Raw genomic sequence first — 24,389 nt, 5'->3', positions numbered from 1 at the left:
GACACCGCCGCCCATCCACGGCCCCGCCCTGCGCCCTGCAGGTCATGGCGGCCCTGGGCTTCCCACGCCACCGCAACGCCGCCCAGCCGATGCCCGCGGCGAGGGCCTGCGCCGTCGGCTTCCCGTCCGCCCCCGGAGGTACCCGATGAGGACCGTCCTGCTCACCGGCGCCGCCGGCTTCACCGGCCGTGCCGTCCACCGCCTACTCCGCCGCCAGCCGGTGGAGTTGCGGCTGCTGACGCACCGCCGCCCGCCCGTCGCCGACCCCGCGGCCCGCCTCGTCCACGCCGACCTCGCCCGCCGCGGCACCCTGCACGGCGTCTGCGACGGCGTGGACACCCTGCTCCACCTGGCCTGCACCGTGGACGAGGAAGATCCCCGGGCCTGCGGCCTCGTCAACGACCGGGGCACCGCCGCCCTGGTCGCCGAGGCGCGGCGTGCGGGGGTGCGGCGGATCGTCCACCTCAGCACCGCCGCCGTCTACGGCGACGGACCGCACCGCGGCGCCGCCGAGGGCGACCTCGTCCCCGCGCCGGTCTCCGCCGTCAGCCGCTCGCGGCTCGCGGGCGAGCGCGCGGTCCGGGCCGCCGGGGGCGTCGTACTGCGGCCGATGTTCGTGTACGGGCCGGGCGACCGATGGCTGGTCCCACAGCTCGTGCGCACCCTCACCGCGCTCCCGGTCTCCGTCGACGGGGGCCGGGCCCTGCTCTCCCTGGTCGCCGTCGAGGACCTGGCGGCGGCGATCGCCGCGCTGGCCGTGGCCGACTGGGGTCCGGTGCCCGGCGGGGAGGTCCACCACGTCGGCCACCCGGAGCCGGTCGCCGTGCGCGACCTGACCGCGGCGCTCACCGAGCACCTGGGCGTGCCCGCCCCCGCGGCCGACCTCACGTACGACGAGGCCCGCGAGCTCCTCGCCGGGCGGCCCCGCGACCTGCGCCACCTCGCGCTGTTCGGCCAGGACCACCACTACGACAGCGGCCGCGTCTGGCGGCGCACCGGACACACCCCGGGAGCCTTCGCCACCCGCTTCGCCGCCGCCGCGCCCTGGTACCGCGCCCACCTCGCCCCGCTCACCCATCTCACCCATCTCGCCCCTCTGGCCCCGCCGGCGGCAGCGACCGCCGGCCCGACGGAAGACGGGACGCCGTGACCCCCATCCCCACCACCGCGACCGCCGGCGCGCCCTCCGCCGTGCGGCGCGCTCCCGAGGCCCCCGGTGCGCTGCCCCTGCTCGGCCACGGCCCGGCACTGCTGCGCCGGCCCCTGCAGTTCCTCGGCTCGCTCCCCGCCGTCGGCCCGGTGGTCCGCATCCGCCTGGGCGGCCTGCCCGCGTACGTCGTCAACGACGCCGAACTGGTCCGCGCCGTGCTGGTCGGCGAAGCGGGCCGGTTCGACCAGGGCGTGCTCATCGAGAAGGTGCGCCCTCTGCTCGGCTCCGGCGTCGGCACCGCCGACGGCGCCGAGCACCGCAGGCTGCGCCGGCTGATGCAGCCCGCCTTCCACCGGGCCCGCATCGCCCGTTACGCGGCCACCATGACCGCCGTCGCCGCCGAGCGCACCGCCGCTTGGCGGCCGGGCGGGATCCTGCGCGTGGACGAGGAGATGAACGCGCTCGCCCTCACCACCGTGGCCAGGGCGCTGTTCTCCTCGGACCTCGGCGCGGAGGCCGTCGCCGAGGTGCAGCGCTCGCTGCCCGTCGTCCTGGACGAGATCCCGCGCCGCTCCATGCTCCCCGACGCCCTGCTGCGGCTGCCCACCCCCGCCAACCGGCGCTTCGACCGGGCCGTACGGCGTCTGCGCTCGGCGACCCGGCACGTGGTGGAGGCCGCCCGCGCCGACGGCACCGACCACGGCGACCTGCTCTCCGTCCTGCTGCTCACCGCGGACGAGGGGACCGGGGAGCGGCTGACCGACGACCAGGTCCACGACCAGCTGGTCAACATGCTCGTCGCAGGCACCGAGACCACCGGCGCCACCCTGGCCTGGGTCTTCCACGAACTCGCCCGCGAGCCCACGGTGGAGCGCCGGCTCCACGAGGAGACGGACCGGGTCCTCGGCGGGCGCCCGGCCGTCTTCGAGGACCTGCCCCACCTCCCCCACACCCGGCGCGTCGTCCAGGAGGCCCTGCGCCGGTACGCGCCGTGGATCATCCTGCGGCTCTCCCCGGAGGAGGTGCTCCTCGGCGACGTCGCCGTCCCGGCGGGCGCGACGGTGCTGTTCAGCCCGTACGTCCTGCACCACCTGCCGCAACTCCACCCCGACCCCCTCGCCTTCGACCCCGACCGCTGGCTGCCCGAACGCGCCGCGCGCCTGCCCAGGGCCGCGTCCATCCCCTTCGGCGCGGGCGGCCGCCAGTGCCCGGGGAACGTCTTCGCCCTCACGCAGGCCGTCATCCAGGTCGCCACCGTCGCCGCCCGGTGGCGCCTGCGCCCGGCGGACGCCGGCCCGCACGTGCGCGAACTCGCCCGCGGCGCGGTCGTCCACCCCACCGCGATGCCGATGCGGTGCGTGCCCCGCGAGGACGCCCAGGTGGAGACCCTCCCGCTTCCGTAAAGACATCCCCATGCAATGGTCCGTTTTCCCGACGTACGGGAGATGGGTGAACCGGAGCGTGGGGCGAGCCGTACAGGCTTGTCGGTGGCCCAAGCTCCTCCAGCGGGGGTCGCCCCCATCACTGTGGCTCGCTTGGAAGGAACTTCGGGTTGTCGCTCTCCAGCGCTCATCAGCGACCGGTAACGGACCAGGCGGACACGACGGAGCAACCACCCCCGGGCGACGCTCCGGAGGAGGAGGCGGCGGCGGAGACCGAGCCCGAAGCGAAGCAGGAGCCCGAGCCCGAAACGGAGGCGGCTCCCGCCCCCGACCTCGGGGCGGACGACGAGCAGGCCCACGAGGAGGCCCCCGGCGAACCGGCTCCCGCCGCGGGCAGCGCCCTCGCCCGATGGCGGGAGCGGCACCCGGACGTCACCCGCGCCGTGTCGTGGAGCCTCACGATCCTCGCCGCCGCCCTGGTGCTCTTCGCCTTCCTGATGCCCGACCGGCTCCCCTACCTGACCGCCTCCCGCTTCGTCCGCGTCCCGGCGGAGCCGATCCTGCTGGCCGCCCTGCTGCTCGTGCTGCCGCCCAGGCCCCGGCGCGTGGTGGCGGTCCTCAGCGGGGTCCTGCTCGGCCTGCTGGTCGTCCTCAACTGCGTGGACATGGGCTTCTACCAGACGCTGCAACGCCCGTTCTACCTGCTGTTCGACTGGCCCCTGTTCTCCGACGGGCTGTCGTTCCTGAAGGACTCGGCCGGGGCGACGACCGCGTACGGCGCCCTGGCCGGGGCCCTGCTCGCCGTCCTCGCGCTCCTCGTGCTCATGCCGCTGGCGATCGTGCGGCTGTGCAAGGTGATGGTGCGGCACCCCTCGGTGGCACGCCGCGGCACCCTGGTGGCCGGCGTGGTCTGGATGACGTGCGCGACGCTCGGCCTCCAGGTCTCCGGGCTGAACTTCGCCGCCAAGGACGCCAGCCTGCGGGTGCGGGGCCAGGTGGACATGGTGCAGCAGGGCCTGGCCGACCAGAAGGTGTTCGCCAAGAAGGTGGCCAACGACCCGTTCGCGAAGATCCCGTCCGACCGGCTGCTGTCCGGGCTGCGCGGCAAGGACGTCATCTTCACGTTCATCGAGAGCTACGGCCGGGACGCGGTCGAGAACCCGGCGATGGCGCCGGACGTCGACGCGGTGCTGCGGGGCGGCACCAAGCAGCTCGCCGACGCGGGCTTCTCCGCCCGCAGCGGGTGGCTGACCTCCCCCGTCACCGGCGCGGGCAGCTGGCTCGCCCACACCACCTTCCTGTCCGGGCTGTGGGTCCCGGACCAGCAGCGCTACCGCTACGTCAGCTCCAGTGACCGGATGACCCTCACCAGTGCCTTCAAGCGCACCGGCGACTTCCGGACGGTCGGCATGATGCCCGGCGTCACCCGGGCCTGGCCGGAGGGCAAGTTCTTCGGCCTGGACCACATCCACGACTCGCGCACCATGGGGTACCAGGGGCCCAAGTTCAGCTGGTCGCCGGTGCCCGACCAGTACACCCTGTCGGCGTTCGAGCGCCTGGAGCACGGGAAGGCGTCGAACCAGCCGATGATGTCGGAGATCATCCTGGCCTCCAGTCACAACCCCTGGGCGCCGATCCCCCACATGATCGACTGGGACCAGGTAGGCGACGGCTCGGTCTACGACGCCATCAAGAAGGAGGGCAAGGACCCCAAGGAGGTCTGGAAGGACCCCAAGCAGGTGCGCCAGGAGTACAGCAAGGCCATCCAGTACTCGCTGACCAGCCTCATCGACTTCGTGACGAAGTACGGCAACAAGAACACCGTGCTGGTCTTCCTCGGCGACCACCAGCCGGTGTCGACGGTCGTCGGCGTCAACGCCAGCCGGGACGTGCCGGTCGCGATCGTCGCCCACGACCCCAAGGTGCTGGACCAGGTCTCCGACTGGGGCTGGAGCGACGGGCTGCAGCCCGAACACGACGCGCCGGTCTGGCGGATGGACGCCTTCCGCGACCGCTTCCTGACCGCGTTCACCTCCCGACAGCCTTAGCGCTTCTCCCCGTCGCCCCCCGTACCGCCGGGGGGCGACGGGACCGCCGGGAAGGGGCCGGGAAGGGGCCGGGAAAACCGGCTGCCCCACGATCACGGGCCTGATAGCGTCACCGTGCAGTGACGACCGAGGAGGTGAGACCCATCAACGCTGTAACAGGCCGGGTGCTCCCCTCCCGCACGGCTGCGCGGACCCTCTGACGCAGGTGTCCCCGGGAGTGCCCGAAGGCATCCCGAAAGGCATCGAGCCATGCGCTTCCTCTCGGAGACGACCGCGAACGGCGTCTCGGAACACCTCTTCGTCCTCGGCGACATCACCGGCGTGCTCTGGTCCCCCGCCGACGCCCCCGCCGACGCGGCGGGCGACCGCCCGCTGATCCTGCTGGCCCACGGCGGCGGCCGGGACAAAAAGGCCCCGGGCCTCCTGGCCCGCGCCCACCACCATGTGACGACCGGCGGCTTCGCGGTCGCCGCCATCGACGCACCCGGGCACGGCGACCGCCCGCGGACCGCCGCCGACGAGGCCGCCGCGGTACGCATCAGGGAGGCGGTGGCCTCGGGCGGGCCCGTCGCCCCGCTCATCGCGGCCCACAACGCGGCGCTGGCCACCCGCGCCGTCCCGGAGTGGCGGGCCACCCTGGACGCCCTGCAGGCCCACGGCCGTGTCGGCCCGGACGCCCCGGTCGGGTTCTGGGGCGTGTCGCTGGGCACCGCCGTCGGCGTACCGCTCGTGGCCGCCGAACCCCGGATCACCGCCGCCGTGTTCGGGCTGCTCGGTCACCAGTCCCTGGCCGGGACGGCGGCCCGGATCACCGTCCCGGTCCGCTTCCTCCTGCAGTGGGACGACGAGTTGGTGCCGCGGTCGTCGTCCCTCGCCCTCTTCGACGCCTTCGCCTCCCGCGACAAGACGCTCCGCGCCAACCCGGGCCGGCACATGGAGCTGCCCACGTCCGAGGTGGAGAGCGAACAGCGCTTCTTCGCCCGCCGTCTGGTCCGGGACCACCCCGGCGCGCGACAGGCACACCACTGACCCTCCGGGCCCACCGGTACCGCGCTTCCCCCAGCACCGCCGAAAGGAACTCCGCCATGCCCGTTTTCCCCTCGTACGACGGCACCGAGCTCGCCTACCACGTCCTCGGCTCGGGCCGCCCGCTGCTCTGCCTGCCCGGCGGGCCGCAGGACTCCGTGTACCTCGGTGACCTCGGCGGCCTGTCCGCGCACCAGCAGCTGATCAGGCTGGACCTCCGGGGCACCGGCCGGTCCGCGATGCCGCGGGACATCGCCTCCTGCCGCTGCGACCGGCTCGTCGACGACGTCGAGGCCCTGCGCGAGCACCTCGGCCTCGACCGGATGGACGTGCTCGCGCACAGCGCGGGGGCCAACCTCGCCGCGCAGTACGCGGGCCGCCATCCGCACCGGGTCGGCAGCCTCGTCCTCGTCACGCCGAGCGTCCGGGCCGTCGGCCTCCCCATCACGGGCGGCCTCCGGCGCGAGACGGCCCTGCTGCGCCGGGACGAACCGTGGTTCCCGGAGGCGTTCGCGGCCCTGGAGGCGATCGTGGCGGGCGAGGCCACCGCCGAGCGGTGGCAGGCCGTAGCGCCGTTCTCCTACGGCCGCTGGGACGAGGTGGCGCGGGCCCACCAGGCGGCGGAACGGGAGCAGATGAGCGACGAGGTCGTGTCCGCCTTCGGTGCCGAGGGCGCCTTCGACCCGGACGGCACCCGTGCCGCGCTCGCCGGGCTGGCGTCACCGGTCCTCCTGCTCGCCGGGCAGGTCGACCTCGGGGCGCCCCCGGCCACGGTCGCCGAGTTCGCCGCGCTGTTCCCGGACGCCGGGCTCGTCGTCCAGCCCGGGGCCGGGCACTTCCCCTGGCTCGACGACGCCGGCCGCTTCGTGACGTCCGTCGCGGCGTTCCTGAAGGGTGAGGACGGGCTCAGCACCTCATGACGTCCGGCGCCGGCGGCACGCCGACCGCACGGCGCGGGCCAGGACCGGAGGGACGAGGTCCTTGGCCAGGCGGCGGGCGGCGGAGGCCCGTTCCCCGAACGGGGACGGGTACCCGTTGACCGGCTCGTGGCGGGAGACCGGCAGAGCCGGGGACTTCGCCTTCGTGCCCCTGATGCGGATCAGGGGCACTCCCGCCACCTGGTCCACGGCGTGCCACAGGTCCTGGCGCGTCCTCAGCCACCGCAGCAGCTCCTCGCGGACCTGCTCCGGATCCCCCCAGGTGCCGTAGAGCTTGGTGCTCGTGACCACGACGGGCTTGAGTCCGACCGTCGCCACCGCCGCCCACACGGCGGCGGCGACTCCCGGGCAGTGCTCGCTCCGGAAGTCGTCGAAGGCCGCGATGCCTTCCGGGACGAGCAGCTCGCGGGCGGCCGCGATGTCGCCGGAGACGTGCTCGTACAGATGCGACGCGTCGACGTGCACGAAGCGGCAGCTCCCGGCGCCGACGTGCGAGGTGATCACCGATGTGGGGGCCTGCACCATCGTGGGGAGCCGGTCGTGGAACGACAGGTAATTGGCCTCGAACGCGCGCCGGGTGAGCGTCGCGTACGCCGAATTCATCTCGGCGCTGTTGGGGTCGTCCACGGCCGGGGAATCCCACAGGTCGCACACCGTGAACCGCTCCCCCTGACGGAGGTAGCCGCCCATGAAGATGGCGCTCTTCCCCATGTAGGCACCGAGTTCCAGCAGGTCACCCTGGTGTTCGAGGTTGCTCTGCCGGCGCAGGAACCAGTCGAAGAGCAATTGGTCGACCGGCCAGAACCAGCCTTCGACGTCGGCGAACCGCTGCGGCCGGGGAATCGCGTCCGCGGTCTCTCCCGAATGTGGCATGAGCTTCTCCCTGGAGAAGGTGGTCCGCCGAACTGGACGCGAGGATATCGATCTCCGGCCGGAATCCCGGGGAGGCCGTGAGGCGAGGGCGGGCGCACTCGGACCGGAGGGCGGTGCGTCACCACCAGATGACGACGTATCCGTCGCCGCCCGCCGAACCCGGAGCGTCGGTGTCGCTGCCGCCGTCGCCGCCCTCGCCCGCACCGGGCGGAGCGGGCTGGACGACGCCGTCCACCGCGGGGCGGCCGCCCTGACCCGGGGCGCCGGGTGGCGGGTTGCCCATCCCGCCGTCCGCGCCCATGCGGACGGTGCCCTGCCCGGGACAGAAGCCCGTGCCACCGCTGCCGCCGAGGAGCAGCGACGCGCCCCCGCCCCCACCGGCCGACACGACGCCGCCCAGGTTGTTGTCCACTTCGGTCGGCGTCCCTGGAGCACCGTTGGCCGCGCCGGCGCCACCGGCGCCGCCGGCGCCGACGTCCACCGCGACCGGTGTGCCCGGCTGGACGGGGAGGACGCACCAGGCGAAGCCGCCGGCGCCACCTCCGGCGCCGGTGATCGCGCCGCCGCCTACGGCTCCACCCCCGCCGGCGCCCCATGCCTGGACGAAGACCGTGGTCACCGCGGCGGGGGGCACGAACACACCGTCGTCGTCGAAGTCCACCAGGCCGTGGGCGGCTGCGGTTCCGGGCGGCCCCTGAGGCCCGGCGGGCCCCTGGGGACCTCCCGGTCCGGCGGGCCCGGCGGGTCCCTGCGGACCGGTCCCGCCCTGCGGACCCTGAGGGCCGGCGGGGCCGGCGGGTCCCTGCGGACCGGGAGGGCCGGAGGGACCGGAGGGTCCCGGCGGACCAGGGGGCCCCGGTGGACCGGGGCGGCCGGGCCGGCCCGGGCAGTGCCAGGGCAGGTACGGGAAGGACGAGCACGGCTGGGCCGCACGCTTCCCGACGAGAGGTTCGCCGGCCTCGAAGGCGGCACCACCGTCCGCACCGGCCGCGTCGGCCGCACCCGCCATCGAACCGGCCGCCAGGGCCACGCTCGTGACCACCGCCCGCAACACGCGGGGCATGACTGTTCGAGACACCACGTCACCTCCAGGAACGGCCCACGACGGCCGGCAGCTACCGCTTTTGGGGAGAGTGAGCGGTCGTGGACAGCGGCGGGCCCGCATCAAGCCTCGCCTCGGGCACCTCGTCATGCACATCCAGTAGCCGGACCGGGTGATCCCCGGGCCGCGCAACCTCCGCGCGAGGCGTTTTGTCATCTTGTCGACTTGGCGGGGTAACCCGCATTCTCGTTGTCTGTCGACGGATCGGGGGATGCGGTGGCGGTGTTGCAGTGCAAGCGATGCGGGTCGACTCAGGTGCAGAGCCTGGAGCTGTACGTGGCGACGATGGATCCGGGCTCGGCGCTGAAGAAGGATTTCGCGCAACCGGCGGAGGAGAAGGCAGCGCTGATCGGGCCGCTGCTGGTGGCCGGGTTCGGGGTGGCGCTGCTGGTGTCGGGGGTGATCCTGCTGGGGCTGCTCGTGACGGTCGGCGGGGCGGTGTGGGGTACGCGGGAGCGAGGCAAGGAGCAGACCTCTCAGCGCAAGCGTGCGGAGTGGCTGAAGCAGATGATCTGCATGCACTGCAAGAAGCCGTTCCTGCCCGTGACGTAGCCCGGGACGACGAAGCGGCCCGCCCACGGTGCCGGGCGGGCCGCGTCGGCGCCCAGGGGAGGGCGGCGGCGTGGCGAAGCCGGGGGCCACGGCTGGGAGGAGCCCGCGGAGCCGGAGCCGACCGTCGAGCCCGTAGCCGCCCCTCGAGGCGAGCATCGCCTCGGGCACGTCGTCATGCACATCCAGTAACCGGACCGGGTGCGGGCACCCCGGATCCGGCGCATTCGCGGGGTCGCTTGACCTCAAGGTCGGTCGAGGTTCTACGGTCACTGCATGAGCATGGAGACCACGGCCTGGACCCAGCTGCACAGCGTCATGAACGCCACGCAGGACCGACGCCCCCTGGCCCGCGACACCCTGCGCCGCGTCGGCGCCTTCGCCCGGCCCCACCGGCGCCGCATCACCCAGTTCGTCCTGCTGAGCACCGTGACCGCGCTGCTCGCCGTGGCGACCCCGGTCCTCGCCGGCTGGATCGTCGACGCCATCGTCTCCGGCGGCGACCCAGGCCGGGTCACCACGCTGGCCGTGCTGATCGCCGTGATCGCCGTGGCCGAGGCGGGCCTCGGGCTGCTGAACCGCTGGCTGTCCGCGAACCTCGGCGAGGGCCTCATCCTCGACCTGCGCACCGCCGTGTTCGACCACGTCCAGCGCATGCCGGTCGCCTTCTTCACGCGGACCCGCACCGGCGCCCTCGTCAGCCGTCTCAACAACGACGTGATCGGCGCCCAGCGCGCGTTCAGCAACACGCTCTCCGGCGTCGTGGGCAACCTCGTCACCCTCCTGCTGACCCTGGGCGTCATGCTCACCCTGTCCTGGCAGATCACCCTGCTCGCCCTCGTCCTCCTCCCGGTCTTCGTCGTCCCGGCGCGCCGCATGGGCACCCGCATGGCCCGCCTCCAGCGCGAGGCCGCGGCCCACAACGCCGCCATGGGCACCCAGATGACCGAGCGCTTCTCGGCACCCGGCGCGACCCTGGTGAAGCTCTTCGGCCGGCCCGCCGACGAGTCGGCCCGCTTCGCCGAACGTGCCCGGCGGGTACGGGACATCGGCGTGCGGACCGCCATGGCACAGTCGGCGTTCATCACGGCCCTCACCCTCGTCTCCGCCCTCGCGCTGGCGCTGGTCTACGGACTGGGCGGCCACTTCGCGCTCACCGGCGCCCTCGACGCCGGCTCCGTGGTCACCCTCGCCCTCCTCCTGACCCGCCTCTACGCGCCCCTGACCGCACTCGCGGGCGCGCGCGTCGACATCATGAGCGCCCTGGTCAGCTTCGAGCGGGTCTTCGAGGTACTCGACCTGCGGCCCCTCATCGCCGACCGCCCCGACGCCCGCCCGGTGCCGGACGGGCCCGTCGCCGTCGAGTTCGAGGACGTCCGCTTCGGCTACCCGTCCGCCGACAAGGTGTCGCTGGCCTCACTGGAGGAGGTCGCGGTCCTGGACACCCGCGTCGGCGGCGAGGTCCTCCACGGGATCTCCTTCCGGGCCGAACCCGGCCACACCGTCGCGCTCGTCGGCTCGTCCGGCGCCGGGAAGTCGACCATCGCGCAGCTGCTGCCCCGCCTGTACGACGCCGACGGGGGCGCCGTCCGCGTCGGCGGCACCGACGTCCGCGACCTGACGGCCGCCTCCCTGCGCGCCACGGTCGGCATGGTCACCCAGGACGGCCACCTCTTCCACGACACGATCCGGGCCAACCTGCTGCTCGCCCGGCCGGAGGCCACCGACGAGGAACTGCGCGACGTGCTGCGCCGCGCGCGTCTGGACCGGCTGGTCGCCGAACTCCCCGACGGCCTCGACACCGTCGTCGGCGAACGCGGCTACCGCCTCTCCGGCGGGGAGCGCCAGCGCATGACCATCGCCCGGCTGCTCCTGGCCGGCCAGCGCGTGGTCATCCTGGACGAGGCCACGGCCCACCTCGACAGCACCTCCGAGGCCGCCGTCCAGGAAGCCCTCGCCGAGGCCCTCGCCGACCGCACCGCCGTCGTCATCGCCCACCGCCTCTCCACGGTGCGCGCCGCCGACCTCATCCTCGTCGTCGAGGACGGCCGCATCGTGGAGCGCGGCACGCACCCGGAACTCCTGGCGGCGGACGGCCGGTACGCGGAGCTGTACCGCACGCAGTTCAGCGAGGAGGGCCTCCTCCCGGGCACGCTGCGCTGACGCCTGAGCTGTTCCAGCACGGTCCCGGGTGTTCCGGCACATGCACCTTCCGCGCACGATTCTGGAGGCACCTTGAAGCTCTTGCTCACGTCAGGCGGCGTCACGAACCCGAGGATCCACTCGGCGCTCGTGCGGCTTCTCGGCAAGCCGATCGCCGAGTGCCACGCCCTCTGTGTCCCGACGGCACAGTGGGGTCACCCGATGTGCGGTCGGGCATCGGTGCGGGGCTTCGCAGCCGCCGAGCCCCGGTGGCAGCACCTGACCGGCCTGGGCTGGGCGTCGCTCGGCGTCCTCGAGCTCACCGCACTGCCCACCATCGGCGCGGAGCGATGGGTCCCCTGGGTCCGGGAGGCCGACGTGCTCCTGGTCGACGGCGGCGACGCGACGTACCTGTGCCACTGGATGCGGGAGTTCGGGCTGGCCGATCTGCTGCCTTCGCTGCCCGACACGGTCTGGGTGGGAGTGAGTGCCGGAAGCATGGTGATGACGCCCCGGATCGGAGCGTACTTCGTCGAGTGGCAGTCCGCGCCGGACGACCGCGCCCTGGGAGTCGTCGACTTCTCGATCTTCCCGCACCTGGACGCCTTCCCGACGAACACCCTGGCCGACGCGGAGCACTGGGCCGCCGACATCGGCATCCCGGCCTACGCCATCGACGAACAGACGGGCCATCAAGGTCCTCGACGGCTCCGTCGAGGTGGTCTCCGAAGGGCAATGGACGAAGTTCGGGTCATAGCCGGGACGGCGTCCGTGACGTCGCGTCGCCGGAAGGGCCGAGCCCGGGACACCACGTCCGTCGGTCACCCGTACGGCACGGATACCGCGCCTCGACGCGGCCCCCGTCTCACGATCGGTAGCGGAGCCGGTCCGGCGCGCACGATCACCGATCCGGACGGCCGGCGCACGTGATCTCTCCACCGTCGAGGAGGCCGCCTTGGGACACGCCGTCGGCGATGTGCTCGGCCTGGCCGCCGCTGTCGCGGTCAGTCCGCTCCCCATCGTGGCGATCATCCTCGTCCTGGCCACCCCGCGGGGGCGGACGAACGGCACGCTGTTCGCCCTCGGCTGGTTCCTGGGACTGGCCGTCCTCGGCGCGATCACGCTGGCGGTGGGCGGCCCCGGCGGGGCGTCCGCGCACGGTCACCCGGCCACGTGGGTGGGGGCCCTCAAGCTGGCGCTGGGCGTCCTGCTCCTCCTGTTCGCGGCCCGGCAGTGGCGGGGACGTCCACGCGACCCCTCACAGGCGCAGCTGCCGAAGTGGATGGCGGCGATCGACCACTTCACCCCGCCGAAGGTGCTCGGCCTCGGCCTGCTGCTCTCGGCCGCGAACGCCAAGAACGCCCCGCTGACCATCGCCGCCGGCGCCTCCATCAGCTCGGCAGGGATCCCCGTGCCTCAGCAGATCGGGGCGCTCGCCGTCTTCGTGGTCATCGCGTCGCTCGGAGTCCTCGCCCCGCTCGCCGTGTACCTGTGCATGGGTGAACGAGCCGAGGGCATCCTCGCCAACTGGCGGGACCGGGCCGCCCGGCACAACGCCGCCATCATGGCCGCCCTGTTCTTCGTCCTCGGCCTGAAGCTACTGGGGGACGGCATCAGCGGCCTGGCCTGAGGCCCCCGCAGCCCCGAATCGGGCTTCGCGTCCAACTACGCATAGAGCCGGGCGTCGGTCGCGTCGGCCAGGCCGGACACCAAGGCGTCGGTCGGCACGGAGACCCGCGCTCCCGCTTCGGCCGCGCCGTTCGACTGCGCCTCCATGCCGGTGCGGGCCGCTGCCGGCACCGAGGTGGAGGCCGTGACGGCGGTCCGCGACGCGGGCGGCACCACGCCACGGTGACCACCTGGCTGCCCGAGAAAGGCTGGAACCGCCGCTTCCAGGCACTCGGCAGCGCCTACCTCGCCGGGGACAACGGTGTCGGGATGGGCACCGCCGTCAAGACCGGCTACGCGGCGACCACCACGGACGCCGGCGTCGGTGATGCCCTCGACGTCAGCTGGGCGCTGAACAGCGACGGTGAGGTCAACACCACTCCGCTGAACAACTTCGCCTCCCGTTCCTCCTACTTCACCGGATGCTCCACCGGCGGACGCCAGGGCTACATGGAGGCCCAGCGCTACCCCGACGACTACGACAGCATCCTCGCCGAGGCCCTTACCGACCGCACCGCCGTCGTGATCGCCCACCGCCTCTCCACGGTGCGCGCCGCCGACCTCATCCTCGTCGTCGAGGACGGCCGCGTCGTCGAGCGCGGCACCCACACGGAACTCCTGGCGCCGGAGGGCCGGTACGCGGAGTCGTACCGCACGCAGTTCAGCACGGAGAGCGTCCTGCCGGGCACCCTCCTCTGACCTGGGCCGGAGAAACCCGCTTCGGGACGGACGGATTGGGCTACAGCGGTGCCCGCCGATTCGAACGTCATAAACCTGCGGCGGGCTGTCCCGACCGTCGTCGCCGCATTCCTGGCAGGACGCCGAAACGGGGTCAGACCGGGAGTGGGTACGGATCCTCACCTGGGCCGTGCCCACTGCGGGTGGTGTGGGCGGCCTTTCCTTCGCGGGCCTGTCCGATGGGGCCGAGCCGATCGACGTGACGCTCATCGCGGTCTTCGTGACGGCCGTGGTCTTCCGGCGCGACATCCGGCGCGTCTTCGGCCTCGCCGGCCTCGTCACGGGCGGGCCCTGACCACCGGGGCCCGGCGCACCGCGTGGCGCGCCAGGTCGGGGCAGTTCCGCATCACCCGGTCGGCTACTGAATGTGCACGTCACATTACGTAGGGCGATTCTTGCTGTGGGCTCGCCGCTGTCTTCGACAGTTCTTCTCTCCTGGTGAGCGGCGTCCGCCGCGCGTTGTGGGCCCCTTGCTGGAGGTGACGTGTTGTCCCGGATAGCCATACCTCGGGCGTGGTGGGCAGTGGCCGCGAGCGTGGCCCTGACGTCCAGTGCGTTCACTGGTGCCGCGTATGCCGAGGGCGCCGGCGGCGGTCAGGCTCGCGCTGCGAAGCCCGGCGCTGAGACCAGTCTCGCGGACCCGTGCTTGTTGTTCCCATACTTCCCCGGGTACTGCCCCAGCCGCCCCGGGCATCACGGGCACCCGGGGCGCCCCGGGATTCCCGGCCCGCCAGGACCTCCCGGGCCTGCTGGTCCCGCTGGTCCGGCCGGTCCCGCTGGTCCCGCTGGTCCCGCTGGTCCGGCCGGACCTCCGGGCGGGACCGGCCCGCAGGGGCCGCAGGGCGAGACCGGCCCGCAGGGCCCCCCTGGTGTCGCCCCGGCTCACGGCCTGATGGACTACGACGATCCCGGTACCTTCGAGTTCGTCCCGCCCGCGAATGTCACCACAGTCTTCGTCCAGGCGTGGGGCGGTGGCGGAGGTGGTGCGAGTGGTGCCGCCGCCCTCAGTGGATCCGGTGGTGGGGCCGGGGGCTTCGCCTGGTGCGTCCTGCCTGTCCAGCCCAGTACACCGGTCACGGTGTTCGTAGCCGCAGGAGGCGTGGGCCAGTCCGGACAATCGGACGGCCTTGTCGGCGGAAATAGCGGGGCGATCAACAGCCTCGGCAATTTCGTGGCCGGCCGCGGCGGCCTCGGTGGCAGGTTCCTGCCCCCAGTTGGTGGTGCGGGCGGCATGGGCGAGTGCAACGGCATCCAGGGCACGGTCCGTCAAGGCGCCACCGGCGGCACTGGATCGTTCTCGAATGCTGCGCCCGGCGGCCTGGGAGGCCGTCCGGCAGTGGACGGCATCATCCAGCCGGCGCCAGCAGGTGCCGGCACCGGCGGCACCGGCGGCACCGGCGGCGCCGACAACACCGGCGACAACGGCGGCTCCGGATACGTCGTCATCTGGTGGTAGACCGCGACCGGGCCCGGCACGCCGTCCGGGGCGCCTGGCCCGTCCGGTCAGGAGCCGCCGGCCTGGGCGGCAGTCTTGGCTCCGGCCGGCGCCTTCTTGCGGACGCTGTCCGGGTAACGCGTGGCGACGGTCTCGGCCGTGGCCTTGTTGCCGGAGGTGAAGACGACCTTGCCGCTCGTAGCGACGACCTCGAACTGCTCTCGCTTGGACTGGCACGAGCACGGCATTACTGGGCTCCTTCGCTGGCAGTGGTGCGGGCGGGGCCGGCCACGAGGGAGGCCAGGGCGTCGACTTCGGCGCGGCGCCCCTCGTCGCGGCGCGCCATGGCGGCGGTGAGGGCGTCGACCAGGCCGCCGTCCGACGAGGGCGGCGGCCAGGGCGGCGATGTCGGTCACGGGTTGGTCGGTGGGCGCGGGTGCGGTGCCGGTGTCGTGTCCGGGCGCTACGTCCGGGTGCCCGGGCGCGGCCTCGGGCTGGGCGAGGGCGGCGGAGGCGGCGAGGGCGAGGTTCGCGCGCTCGGCGACTGCTGTAGCGACCAGCGGCGAGGAGTGCCCTGGGACGGGGACGGAAAGGACGGCGCGGAGCTGCCAACGCCCGTTGCCGCCCTTCTTCATGTGGTAGCTGGGCTGGCAGCCCTGGAACACGCGCCGGTCCCATTCCGACAGCCACGGCCCGGCGGCGCCGCAGAACCACATGCCGCGGGCGTTCATGCCGACAGTGACGATCCCGGCGACGGTGTGGGTGTCGTCGAACTGGCACGCGTCTGTCTCGCACGCAGTTCCGCGAGGAGGGCCTCCTGCCCGACACGGTGCGCTGACGTGTGGCGGACGAACCCGCTTCGACCTCGGCGAACCGGGACATCATCGAAGCCGCTGCTGTAGCCGATCTCTCCGCCTGGGTTCCACTTCGGGCGCGGCGCTACCGGGTCCGAGACACCTGGGATTCAAACAAACCGGACGTTGCTGCAAGGCCCCGGATGACGACGCAGGGCGTCAGATCGCCTGCGCTGCCAGCTTGTTGTCACACACCGGCGGGCTGTCCGGTCTCCGTAAGTGCAGGCTGTATGACAGTACGGTCTGCGCCGGCACGGGTTGATCACCCGTGCCGGCGGTGGCCATCGGCCCGGCGTGAAACGGGCCCGGCGCACCCGAAGCGCCCGTCCCAGCGGTGGAGGCGGGCGCTTTGCGCAGGTCCCGATGCCGCTCACTCACCCCCTCCTGCAGGCTCGCTGTCGCGGTCCGGGCACATCCGCCGCGGGCGCCGGTTGGTCAGGCGAGCCCGGCCGCGCCGCGACACCAGGCCGGGCGATCACCCGGTCGGCTACTTAATGTGCGCGACATGCTGCGCAGAGTGATTCTTTCTGTGGGCTCGCCGCTGTCTCCGACAGTTCCTCTCTCCTGGTGAGCGGCGTCAGCCGCGCCTTGCGGGCCCCCCTTGCCGGAGGTGACGTGTTGTCCCGAACAGCCCTGCTTCAGGCGCCCACACGGCGGCGCCCAGGTGGTCCGCGGTTGTGGACGTTGGCCGCGAGCGTGGCCTTGGCGTCCTGCGCTCTGACAGGTGCCGCATACGGGGGCAACGCCGACAGCAGCCGAGCTGACGCCGCAAAGCCTGGTGCCGAAACAGGCTTCGCCGACCCGTGCTTCCTCTTCCCCTACTTCCCCGGGTACTGCCCGAGCCGCCCCGGCCACCACGGCCACCCGGGCCGCCCCGGCATTCCCGGACCTCCCGGCCCGCCTGGACCTCCCGGCCCGCAGGGGCCTGCTGGACCTGCTGGACCCGCCGGGCCGCAGGGACTTCCGGGCGAGACCGGCCAGCAGGGACCTGCCGGACCCGCCGGACCCGCCGGACCCGCCGGACCCCAGGGCCTGCCCGGTGTCGCCCCCGCCCACGGCCTGGTGGACTTCGACGACGACGGCGAGTTCGTGCCGCCCGCCGCGGTGACCACGGTCTTCGTCCAGGCATGGGGCGCCGGCGGGGGCGGAGCCGTAGGCGGCGGCGCGATCACCGGCGCCGGAGGCGGCGCCGGCGGCTTCGCCTGGTGCGTCCTCACCGTCCAGCCGGGCACACCGGTCGCGGTGGACGTCGGCGCCGGCGGCGCCGGTGGCGCCGGCCCGGCCAACGGTTCTCCGGGCACGCCGACCGTTGTGGACAACAACCTGGGCGGCGTCGTGTCGGCCAGCGGCGGCGGGGGCGCGTCGCTGCTCATCGGGGGAAGCGGTGGCACGGGCGTCTGTCCCGGGCAGGGCACCGTCCGCACGGGCGCGGACGGCCAGGAGGGCAACCCGCTACCGGGCGCCCCGGGCCAGGGCGGCCGCCCCGCGGTGGACGGCGTGGTCCAGCCAGCACCGACCGGTGCGGGCGAGGGCGGCGACGGCGGCAGCGACACCGACGCTCCAGGTGCGGCGGGCGGCGACGGATACGTCGTCATCTGGTGGTAGACCGCAGGCGGCCCGGCGCACCACCTGGCGCGCCGGGCGCCGCGTCTTCAGGGGGCTGTCCCGGGGGTCACTCGGTCGGCTACTGAAAGTGCACGTCGAATTATGCAGGGCAATTCTTGCGGGTGGCTCGCTGCCGTCAATGACAGATAGCGGCGGCTGCCGCCCGCTGCGGGGCCCCTTCCTGGAGGTGACATGTTGTCTCGAATAGCCATACCTCGGGCGCTGTTGACGGCGGCCGCGAGCGTGGCCCTGGCGTCCAGTGCTCTGACGGGCGCCGCGTACGCCGATGGTGGCGAGGCTGCCGCCGTGAAGCCTGACGCTCAAGCCGGCCTCGCTGATCCGTGCTTTCTCTTCCCGTACTTCCCCGGTTACTGCCCCAGCCGCCCGGGCTATGGTCACCCGGGCCGCCCCGGCATTCCCGGACCTCCCGGCCCGCCTGGACCTCCCGGCCCGCAGGGGCCTGCTGGACCTGCTGGACCCGCCGGGCCGCAGGGACTTCCGGGCGAGACCGGCCAGCAGGGACCTGCCGGACCCGCCGGACCCGCCGGACCCGCCGGACCCCAGGGCCTGCCCGGTGTCGCCCCCGCCCACGGCCTGATGGACTTCCAGAGCGACGGTCAATTCATGCCGCCCGCCGACGTCACCACGGTCTTCGTGCAGGCATGGGGCGCCGGCGGGGGCGGTGAGGGAGGCGATTTCGCCCGCACCGGAGCCGGTGCCGGCGCCGGGGGATTCGCCTGGTGCGTCCTTCCCGTCCAGTCTGGTACACCGGTCGTGGTAGACGTCGGCACAGGAGGCGCGGGCGGGCCTGCGAGCGGCTTCCCCGGCACACCAAGCACGGTGGACAACGGGCTAGGCGACATCGTGACTGCCGAAGGCGGCGCGCGGGGGCTCATTCCCGGTGGCGCCGGCGGCACAGCCTCCTGCCCCGGCCAGGGCACAGTCCGCCAAGGCAACAACGGCGCAAACGGCACCCTCACTGGTCCGATCGGTGAGCCGGGTGGCCAGGGAGGCCGTCCTGCGGTGGACGGCATCATCCAGCCAGCACCCCAGGGCGCAGGCATCGGCGGATCAGGCGGCGCACGCACCATCGGCCTCCCCGCCCTCGGCGAGAACGGCGGCCCCGGATACGTCGTCATCTGGTGGTAAACCGCCGGCGGCCCGGCGCACCATCCGGTGCGCCGGGCGCGGGCAGCCAGGCGTCAGATGCCTTCCTGGCTGTCGGCCGCCATCTCCCGAGCGCCGACCCGAGTTGAGACGCCTTCTTCCGCGACGGCCAGCCGTCCGGCATGAGCCAGTCGCTTGGATGGCCGGATATCCGCATCTCCTTCTGCGCCGGGTCGCGCAGGCCCGCATGCCGTGAGGGCATCGGGCGGCCGGAGGGGTCGGCCCGTACGCAAGGCGGGCCACGTCGAGGCCGCCTCAGCGGAGGACGGGTGCCGGCCCGGCGGTCTCCACCGCCGGGCCGGCACCCGCGTGTCTTCGGGCAGCCGTGGATCAGTAGTAAACCCAGTACCCGTCGTAGTAGTCGTAGGAATCCGTGTAGTCCCAGTACTCCGTGTACTCCCAATATTCGTAGTCGGACTCCCAGCAATCGCTGTCGCCGCCGTAGCCGGTGGTCTTCGTCTGCTGCTGGGGTGCCTGGGTGGACACGGCGCTTGTCTGCGCCGACGCGGGAGCGGCGAACGCCGTGGTGGGGATCAGGGCGCCCCCTGCCGCCAGGGCCGCGGAGGCCGTGAAGATCGCCAGACGCCGGGAACGAGGTGTGCGGGCCATGAGAATTCTCCTTGCTGAGGGATGACAGGAAACCCGGATGGTTCCGGGAGGGCCACCCGTTCTGCGTGAACCGATGCCTCCATTGAGCCCGGCCCGGTGCGTCGCGTCACGCCCCTGGAATTCGGGGCTTGACAAAAGCGACGTCCACCGGTGTCGGGACCCCGGAGCGCCTGCCGTGCCTCGCCGACGTGGCCAACGGTCACGTCAAGGCCACAGATTTCCGGTGATCCGGTCCCCCGCGCAGGTCCCGGTGGTAACTTCCACCGGCTACTTGACCTTGCCTTTACGAGATCCAGGGGGAACCGCGATGAGCACTCCGCCACCGCCGCCCGGCACCAACCCGTACAACCAGCAGCCGCCCGCGCCGTACGGTGCCCCGGCCGGCAACCCGTACAGCGTGCCCGGCCCTCCGGCGCCCGCGCCCGCACGCCGCATAGGCGTCAAGGGCATCGTCAGGGGAGTCGTCGGGCTCGTCGTGCTCGGCTTCGTGGTCTACGGCGGCTACACCACCTGGTTCGGGGGCGCCGCGACCGCCGACGCGGGCGACTGCCTGCACGCCGGGAACGCGGCGGCCACGGGCGTGATCTCCGTCGGGGACCCGGAGTTCGAGATCGTGGACTGCGGTGACGCGAAGGCCCAGTTCAAGGTCGTCGACCGGCAGTCCGGGACAGACGGGACCTGCGACGACGCCTACCGGCGGTACACCCAGGGCGGCTCCGGCCGGGACTTCACGCTCTGCCTGGAGCCCCTGAAGTGAGCACCCGCCGACACGCTTGAGGCCCGCGCCCGGCCCCGGTGACGCCGCGTCAGACAGTGGGTACCGTGGTCGGGATGCGGATCCTTCACCTGTCCGACATCCACATCGGCCCCGTCGACGGGCCCAACTCCCGCGGGATCGACGCACGGGAGTCCCTGCGCCGGATGCTCGCGGCCCTCGACTCCGTCCCGGACGTCGGCGCCGTCGTCGTCAGCGGCGACGTCGCCGACGACGGCTCCCCGGAGGCGTACGCCGCGGCACGCGAGATGGTGCGGGAGTTCGCCGCGCGCAGGCGGGCGCCCGTGGTGTTCTGCACCGGCAACCACGACGAGCGCGGCGCCTTCGCCAAGGTGCTGGGCAGCGGCCACCTGGGAGCCGACGGAGACGACCTGGCGACCGCGGTCGTCGACTCCCCGGAGGGCGAGCGGGCCGCCGTGAGCGTGATCGGCGGCCACCGCTTCATCACGCTCGACTCGCTCGTCCCCGGCAAGGTGTACGGCCGGGTCGGCCCGCGCCAGCTCGGCTGGCTCCGCGAGGTGCTGGCCGAGCCCGCGCCGCACGGATCCGTGGTGGTCCTCCACCACCCGCCCGTCACCCTCGACGTCGCGACCCAGAAGGCCCTCGGGCTGCAGGACGGGGCCCAACTGGCGGACGCCGTACGCGGCACGGACGTACGGCTCGTCCTGTGCGGCCACTTCCATCTGCAGCTCTTCGGCCACCTCGGGTCGGTCCCGGTGTGGGTGACCCCGGGGGTCCTCAGCCGCATCGACCTCTCCGGCCCGCAGGGCACCGAGCGGGCGGTACGCGGGGCCTCGGCGACCCTCGTCGACCTCGGCGGACCGTACGCCCCGCTGTTCCACGTGCTCCACGCACGCGACCCACGGGCAGGCGAGACCGTCTACGAGCTCGACCGCGACCAGCTCCGCTCGGTCGTCGAACGGCTGGGCCCCGGCTCCTGATCAGGGCGTGACCAGGACCTTGCTGATCAGCGGCAGGTGGTCGGAGGCCGTCGGGTCGGCCTGCACCACGCGCGTGACGAGCGGCTTGACCTCGTCGGTGGTGTAGATGGCGTCGATGCGCTCGGTCGGGGCCTCGGCGGGGTAGGTCGCGCCGTCACCACGGCCGTGCAGCGAACGGGCCCACGCGTCGGTGTAGCGGGACTGCAGCGGCTGCGACTCGGGGGCGTCCGGCAGGGCGTTGAAGTCGCCGACGAGGACGGCGGGCTCCCTGTCGCCGATCAGGTCCACGATCTGCGGGGTCTGCTGGAGGCGGTCGGTCTGCGAACTGGCGGCCAGGTGGGTGCAGTAGAAGTGGACGGCCTTGCCGCGCACGTTCAAGGTGGCGTGCAGCAGTCCGCGCTGCTCCTGGCCGGGCGACTTGTACAGCCAGGTGTTCTCCGACGCGGTGATCGGGTAGCGGGACAGGATCGCGGTGCCGTACTGGATCCGGTGGCCGCTGCCGGCCGGGGGCGCGTTGTCGATGTTGGCGCCGAAGACGACGTGGTAGCCGAGCAGCTTCGCCAGGTCGGCGGCCTGGTCGGCCCAGTCGCTGCGCGCGGAGTAGTGGTTGTCGACCTCCTGCAGCCCGACCACGTCGGCGCCGCTCCTGCGGACGACGTCCGCGATCCGCGGGACGTCGAGCACGTCGTCGGTGCCCTGGGCGTGGTGGATGTTGAACGTCATCACGTCCAGCACGCGCGCGCCGCGGCCCTCGGCGGCCGGGGCCTTGCCCGTAGTGGCGGCGGCGGTGCCGGTGGTGGCGGAGAGCGCGAAGACGACGGCGAGTGCGGACAGGGTCCGGCGCAGCATGACGGGGGTCCTCCTGGGAACGGCTTTCGGGAACGATCACGATCGTGGTCGGGCCCGCTGGCCGGCGCGTGACGGGCGGGTGAAGAACCACGTCCCTTCCCCGGTGCCGGACGTCACGCCCCGTTCAACCCGCCGACCTGCCGGTCTGGTGGGGGGCCTGGCGCGGCCCCTCCGGGCAGGCGGGTTGACCCTCGACCTGGTGGAGGGGGCAGAGTCCCGGGTGTGGAGAACGACATGCGCAGTATCGGTGAGCTGGCCCGGGACAGTGGCCTGGGCGTGAGCGCGCTGCGGTTCTACGACGGCGCCGGGGTCCTGGTCCCAACCCGGGTGGAACCGTCGAGCGGCTACCGCTGGTACGGCCCCGAGCAGCTCGAAGAGGCCCGGTTGCTGGCACGGCTGCGCCGGACCGGCATGCCCTTGGCGGACATCCGCCTGGTGCTGGCCGGCTGGTCCAGTGCCGATACCGACCTGGTCAGGAAACTGCTGCAGGCGCAACTGCGCCGTCTCGAACGGGGTCTGTCCGACGCCCGCGTCGAGTTCTCCGCGATCCGCGCCCTACTCGACCGCAAGGAGAACCCCATGTCCTCATCCCTCGCCTCCGCCACCGTCCGCCTGGCCGTCCCCGTCCCGGGCCTGGCCGCCGCACTCGACGCGGTCCGCTTCGCCGCCGGGACCGACCCCGAACTGCCGGTGCTCGGCGGTGTCCTGTTCGACATCGACGGCGGGACGCTCCATGTCGTGGCCACCGACCGGTACCGGATGGCCGTCGCGCAGACCGCTGCCACCGGGCACGACGGGCCCCGCCGCCAGGTCGTCGTGCCGTCCCCGCTCGCCGACGCCATGCGGGCGCTCCTGGCCGGCGGCGAGGCGTCCGTCGAGCTCACGGTGGACGGTGACCGTGTCGCCCTGGCGGCAGGCGACCGTCAGGCGGCCGGCCGCTGTCTCGACCACGACTTCCCCGACTACCGCCGCATCGTGCGCCTGCCGGAGGGCCGGCGCGTCCTCGTCGAGGTCCCGGCGCTCCGCGCAGCGTTGGAGACCGGGCCCGTCCGCCCCGGTGAGGCGCGGGAGCAGGACGGGAAGTCCCCCGACATCAGCGTGCTCACGGTGGCGGGCGACGGCACGGTGAGCGTGTGCGAGGACGGCGATGAGGGCCCGGACGACGTCGCCGTCAACCGCGAGTACCTCCTCCAGGCCCTCGCCGCCGGGGCCCGAGACCAGCTGGTGCTGGAGTTCGGCGCACCCACGGCGCCCCTGACGATCCGCCGGGCGGAGGACGACGGCGCCTTCTCGGTCCTGATGCCCGTCCGCCTGGAGGCCTGACCGCTTCCGGGCAACCGACCCGGCGGCCGCACCCCGTCACGCCGGCACGGCCACCCGCTCGCAGAACCAGTACACGCTCACGACCACGATCGGAGCCGTCATCGCGGGCAGCGCCCAGCGGTGGGCGGGGGTGCGGCGCAGCAGGGCCAGCAGAGGGAACGTGACCGCGATGATGCCGAGCTGCACGGCCTCGATGCCGACGTTGAAGCTGAGCAGCGACAGCAGCAGTTCCCAGGACCAGCTCTCTTCGATGCCGAGGGCGCCCGCGAAGCCCAGGCCGTGGACGAGGCCGAAGAGGAAGACGACCGGGAGCCGCCAGCGGCCGGTGGCCTCGCGGTCGCGCAGGAGGAGCCCCGCGAGGGCCACGGCGGCGATGGAGGCGGCGATGACCGGCTCGACGACCGATCCGGGCACATGGACGAGGCCCATGGCCGCCAGCAGGAAGGTGACGCTGTGCGCGGCGGTGAAGGCGGTCGCCGCGAGGACGACGTCGCGCAGGCCGCGGGCGCCGATGAGCAGGGAGAGCAGGAAGAGGATGTGGTCGAGGCCGAACAGCAGGTGCTCCATGCCGAGCAGGAAGAAGTCGGTGATCTGCCGGGTTTCGTGGTGCCCGGTGGTCTCCAGGGTGGGCTCGGCGGCCGTCAGCACCTGGGAGCCCCGCCGGCCGTCGATGTCGTAGTGGACGATCGTCTGCGTGCTGTGCACGAAGCTCTCGGCGTCGGGGAAGAGGGCGCTGGAGACGGTGTACGTGCCGCCGGCGCCGCCCGGGCAGTCGTAGACCAGGGTGAGGACGGCGTACGGGCGGGTGCCGCGGGTGTGGACGTCCGCGTCGCGGGCGGGGCGGGGTGAGCAGGCGGCGTCCTCGTGGCCGACGGCGAAGCGCCCGGTGACGTACTCGTGCACCGCGTCGGCGTTGGTCTTGAGCTGGTGCAGCTGCTCGGTGCGGCCCTTCGCGCCGTAGGCCTCCTCGTACAGCCAGGCCGACTTCATGAGCAGGTCGTACTCGAGGTCGAGGGTTGCCTCCACGTGGCTTCCGGTGCCCTTCACCTCGACGTACGCCCTCGAGGTCGCGTCGTGCGCGGCGGCCGGTGCGGCGGAGGCGAGGGCCGCGGCGAGCACGGCGACGAGGGCCGCGAGGAGCACGGCGAAGGGCCGGGGCGCGGGGGTGGAACGCATGAGGTCGGTCCTCTGGGTGGGGGGGGCGAACGGCGGGCG

General features: G+C 73.3%; 22 protein-coding genes and 2 pseudogenes. 18 read left to right on the top strand and 6 right to left on the bottom strand.

All coding sequences use genetic code 11. From position 1 onward, the window contains the following. Positions 1 to 145 precede the first annotated feature (145 nt). The 5 genes from PV410_RS10200 (at position 146) to PV410_RS10180 (ending at position 6,526) form a co-directional block, all read left to right on the top strand. Complete coding sequence (locus PV410_RS10200) at positions 146 to 1,150, top strand: NAD-dependent epimerase/dehydratase family protein (RefSeq protein ID WP_500323748.1); 1,005 nt, start codon at positions 146 to 148, stop codon at positions 1,148 to 1,150. After that, a complete protein-coding gene (locus PV410_RS10195; protein ID WP_500323747.1) occupies positions 1,147 to 2,553 on the top strand; it encodes a cytochrome P450 in 1,407 nt (468 codons plus the stop codon). The genes PV410_RS10200 and PV410_RS10195 overlap by 4 nt, the downstream gene beginning before the upstream one ends. A 149-nt stretch (positions 2,554 to 2,702) precedes the next feature. After that, positions 2,703 to 4,580 carry a sulfatase gene (locus PV410_RS10190; RefSeq protein WP_500323746.1) on the top strand — a complete coding sequence of 626 codons (1,878 nt, stop codon included), beginning with the start codon at positions 2,703 to 2,705 and terminating at the stop codon, positions 4,578 to 4,580. A 249-nt stretch (positions 4,581 to 4,829) separates the two neighbouring features. Beyond that, positions 4,830 to 5,609 carry a dienelactone hydrolase family protein gene (locus PV410_RS10185; RefSeq protein WP_500323745.1) on the top strand — a complete coding sequence of 260 codons (780 nt, stop codon included), beginning with the start codon at positions 4,830 to 4,832 and terminating at the stop codon, positions 5,607 to 5,609. 56 nt (positions 5,610 to 5,665) lie between these two features. Further along, positions 5,666 to 6,526: an alpha/beta fold hydrolase gene (locus PV410_RS10180; protein ID WP_500323744.1), complete on the top strand. Its 861-nt coding sequence runs from the start codon at positions 5,666 to 5,668 to the stop codon at positions 6,524 to 6,526. Here PV410_RS10180 and PV410_RS10175 read toward each other — a convergent pair. Both PV410_RS10175 and PV410_RS10170 read right to left on the bottom strand, forming a co-directional pair. Next, on the bottom strand, positions 6,521 to 7,417 hold the full coding sequence (locus PV410_RS10175) for a class I SAM-dependent methyltransferase (protein WP_500323743.1): 897 nt from the start codon (positions 7,415 to 7,417) through the stop codon (positions 6,521 to 6,523). The genes PV410_RS10180 and PV410_RS10175 overlap by 6 nt on opposite strands. A 118-nt stretch (positions 7,418 to 7,535) precedes the next feature. Next, on the bottom strand, positions 7,536 to 8,078 hold the full coding sequence (locus PV410_RS10170; RefSeq protein ID WP_500323742.1) for a glycine-rich domain-containing protein: 543 nt from the start codon (positions 8,076 to 8,078) through the stop codon (positions 7,536 to 7,538). A gap of 657 nt (positions 8,079 to 8,735) precedes the next feature. Here PV410_RS10170 and PV410_RS10165 point away from each other — a divergent pair. The 8 genes and pseudogenes from PV410_RS10165 to PV410_RS10130 all read left to right on the top strand — a co-directional run bounded on the left by PV410_RS10165 (position 8,736) and on the right by PV410_RS10130 (position 15,072). After that, the gene (locus tag PV410_RS10165) at positions 8,736 to 9,071 is read left to right on the top strand and encodes a hypothetical protein (RefSeq protein ID WP_500323741.1); all 336 of its coding nucleotides are present in this window, start codon (positions 8,736 to 8,738) and stop codon (positions 9,069 to 9,071) included. 273 nt (positions 9,072 to 9,344) lie between these two features. After that, a complete protein-coding gene (locus PV410_RS10160; RefSeq protein ID WP_500323740.1) occupies positions 9,345 to 11,231 on the top strand; it encodes an ABC transporter ATP-binding protein in 1,887 nt (628 codons plus the stop codon). Positions 11,232 to 11,450: 219 nt separating this feature from the next. Next, complete coding sequence (locus PV410_RS10155) at positions 11,451 to 12,140, top strand: Type 1 glutamine amidotransferase-like domain-containing protein (RefSeq protein ID WP_500323739.1); 690 nt, start codon at positions 11,451 to 11,453, stop codon at positions 12,138 to 12,140. Positions 12,141 to 12,165: 25 nt separating this feature from the next. Continuing rightward, positions 12,166 to 12,840: a GAP family protein gene (locus PV410_RS10150; RefSeq protein ID WP_499515077.1), complete on the top strand. Its 675-nt coding sequence runs from the start codon at positions 12,166 to 12,168 to the stop codon at positions 12,838 to 12,840. Between the two features lie 87 nt (positions 12,841 to 12,927). Beyond that, positions 12,928 to 13,379: pseudogene (locus PV410_RS10145) on the top strand (tannase/feruloyl esterase family alpha/beta hydrolase); the annotation flags it as partial. Further along, positions 13,368 to 13,577, top strand: a pseudogene (locus tag PV410_RS10140) (ABC transporter ATP-binding protein); the annotation flags it as partial. The pseudogenes PV410_RS10145 and PV410_RS10140, both read left to right, overlap by 12 nt. A 169-nt stretch (positions 13,578 to 13,746) precedes the next feature. Continuing rightward, positions 13,747 to 13,911 (top strand): hypothetical protein, encoded by a 165-nt coding sequence (locus tag PV410_RS10135; RefSeq protein ID WP_499515076.1) that lies wholly within the window; start codon positions 13,747 to 13,749, stop codon positions 13,909 to 13,911. A gap of 597 nt (positions 13,912 to 14,508) precedes the next feature. Continuing rightward, on the top strand, positions 14,509 to 15,072 hold the full coding sequence (locus tag PV410_RS10130) for a glycine-rich domain-containing protein (RefSeq protein ID WP_499515075.1): 564 nt from the start codon (positions 14,509 to 14,511) through the stop codon (positions 15,070 to 15,072). 47 nt (positions 15,073 to 15,119) lie between these two features. On the opposite strand, the gene PV410_RS10125 is transcribed toward PV410_RS10130, so the two are convergent. Next, a complete protein-coding gene (locus PV410_RS10125) occupies positions 15,120 to 15,299 on the bottom strand; it encodes a hypothetical protein (protein ID WP_500323738.1) in 180 nt (59 codons plus the stop codon). Positions 15,300 to 16,967: 1,668 nt separating this feature from the next. Between PV410_RS10125 and PV410_RS10120 the strand changes: the two genes are divergently transcribed. Both PV410_RS10120 and PV410_RS10115 read left to right on the top strand, forming a co-directional pair. After that, positions 16,968 to 17,510 carry a glycine-rich domain-containing protein gene (locus PV410_RS10120; protein WP_499515073.1) on the top strand — a complete coding sequence of 181 codons (543 nt, stop codon included), beginning with the start codon at positions 16,968 to 16,970 and terminating at the stop codon, positions 17,508 to 17,510. Between the two features lie 597 nt (positions 17,511 to 18,107). Continuing rightward, positions 18,108 to 18,659: a glycine-rich domain-containing protein gene (locus PV410_RS10115; RefSeq protein ID WP_499515072.1), complete on the top strand. Its 552-nt coding sequence runs from the start codon at positions 18,108 to 18,110 to the stop codon at positions 18,657 to 18,659. Between the two features lie 348 nt (positions 18,660 to 19,007). Here the strand turns inward: PV410_RS10115 and PV410_RS10110 are convergent, their stop codons facing one another. Then, positions 19,008 to 19,286 (bottom strand): hypothetical protein, encoded by a 279-nt coding sequence (locus PV410_RS10110; RefSeq protein WP_499515071.1) that lies wholly within the window; start codon positions 19,284 to 19,286, stop codon positions 19,008 to 19,010. Between the two features lie 307 nt (positions 19,287 to 19,593). On the opposite strand from PV410_RS10110, the gene PV410_RS10105 reads away from it, so the two are divergent. Together PV410_RS10105 and PV410_RS10100 are read left to right on the top strand one after the other, a co-directional pair. Further along, complete coding sequence (locus PV410_RS10105) at positions 19,594 to 20,043, top strand: LppU/SCO3897 family protein (protein WP_500323737.1); 450 nt, start codon at positions 19,594 to 19,596, stop codon at positions 20,041 to 20,043. A gap of 74 nt (positions 20,044 to 20,117) precedes the next feature. After that, the gene (locus PV410_RS10100; RefSeq protein WP_500323736.1) at positions 20,118 to 21,002 is read left to right on the top strand and encodes a metallophosphoesterase family protein; all 885 of its coding nucleotides are present in this window, start codon (positions 20,118 to 20,120) and stop codon (positions 21,000 to 21,002) included. On the opposite strand, the gene PV410_RS10095 is transcribed toward PV410_RS10100, so the two are convergent. Then, positions 21,003 to 21,851 carry an endonuclease/exonuclease/phosphatase family protein gene (locus PV410_RS10095; RefSeq protein WP_500323735.1) on the bottom strand — a complete coding sequence of 283 codons (849 nt, stop codon included), beginning with the start codon at positions 21,849 to 21,851 and terminating at the stop codon, positions 21,003 to 21,005. Positions 21,852 to 22,085: 234 nt separating this feature from the next. Between PV410_RS10095 and PV410_RS10090 the strand changes: the two genes are divergently transcribed. Further along, entirely contained in the window at positions 22,086 to 23,174 is a 1,089-nt protein-coding gene (locus tag PV410_RS10090) for a DNA polymerase III subunit beta family protein (protein WP_500323734.1), read from the top strand. Positions 23,175 to 23,210: 36 nt separating this feature from the next. Here the strand turns inward: PV410_RS10090 and PV410_RS10085 are convergent, their stop codons facing one another. Beyond that, a complete protein-coding gene (locus PV410_RS10085; RefSeq protein WP_500323733.1) occupies positions 23,211 to 24,350 on the bottom strand; it encodes a HupE/UreJ family protein in 1,140 nt (379 codons plus the stop codon). Positions 24,351 to 24,389: the final 39 nt, after the last annotated feature.

This window comes from Streptomyces sp. PA03-5A, from assembly GCF_033792725.1.
Taxonomy (GTDB): domain Bacteria; phylum Actinomycetota; class Actinomycetes; order Streptomycetales; family Streptomycetaceae; genus Actinacidiphila.
The sequence above is the reverse complement of the archived record's forward strand: the minus strand, read 5'-3'. Positions and strand labels throughout refer to the sequence as shown.

What these genes read in the sequence shown, in the direction of transcription:
- PV410_RS10200 (WP_500323748.1), top strand. Translation starts at nt 146, where the DNA reads ATGAGGACCGTCCTGCTCACCGGCGCCGCCGGCTTCACCGGCCGTGCC.
- PV410_RS10185 (WP_500323745.1), top strand. Translation starts at nt 4,830, where the DNA reads ATGCGCTTCCTCTCGGAGACGACCGCGAACGGCGTCTCGGAACACCTC.
- PV410_RS10180 (WP_500323744.1), top strand. Translation starts at nt 5,666, where the DNA reads ATGCCCGTTTTCCCCTCGTACGACGGCACCGAGCTCGCCTACCACGTC.
- PV410_RS10175 (WP_500323743.1), bottom strand. Translation starts at nt 7,417, where the DNA reads ATGCCACATTCGGGAGAGACCGCGGACGCGATTCCCCGGCCGCAGCGG.
- PV410_RS10160 (WP_500323740.1), top strand. Translation starts at nt 9,345, where the DNA reads ATGAGCATGGAGACCACGGCCTGGACCCAGCTGCACAGCGTCATGAAC.
- PV410_RS10130 (WP_499515075.1), top strand. Translation starts at nt 14,509, where the DNA reads ATGGACTACGACGATCCCGGTACCTTCGAGTTCGTCCCGCCCGCGAAT.
- PV410_RS10125 (WP_500323738.1), bottom strand. Translation starts at nt 15,299, where the DNA reads ATGCCGTGCTCGTGCCAGTCCAAGCGAGAGCAGTTCGAGGTCGTCGCT.
- PV410_RS10115 (WP_499515072.1), top strand. Translation starts at nt 18,108, where the DNA reads ATGGACTTCCAGAGCGACGGTCAATTCATGCCGCCCGCCGACGTCACC.
- PV410_RS10110 (WP_499515071.1), bottom strand. Translation starts at nt 19,286, where the DNA reads ATGGCCCGCACACCTCGTTCCCGGCGTCTGGCGATCTTCACGGCCTCC.
- PV410_RS10105 (WP_500323737.1), top strand. Translation starts at nt 19,594, where the DNA reads ATGAGCACTCCGCCACCGCCGCCCGGCACCAACCCGTACAACCAGCAG.
- PV410_RS10100 (WP_500323736.1), top strand. Translation starts at nt 20,118, where the DNA reads ATGCGGATCCTTCACCTGTCCGACATCCACATCGGCCCCGTCGACGGG.
- PV410_RS10095 (WP_500323735.1), bottom strand. Translation starts at nt 21,851, where the DNA reads ATGCTGCGCCGGACCCTGTCCGCACTCGCCGTCGTCTTCGCGCTCTCC.
- PV410_RS10090 (WP_500323734.1), top strand. Translation starts at nt 22,086, where the DNA reads ATGCGCAGTATCGGTGAGCTGGCCCGGGACAGTGGCCTGGGCGTGAGC.
- PV410_RS10085 (WP_500323733.1), bottom strand. Translation starts at nt 24,350, where the DNA reads ATGCGTTCCACCCCCGCGCCCCGGCCCTTCGCCGTGCTCCTCGCGGCC.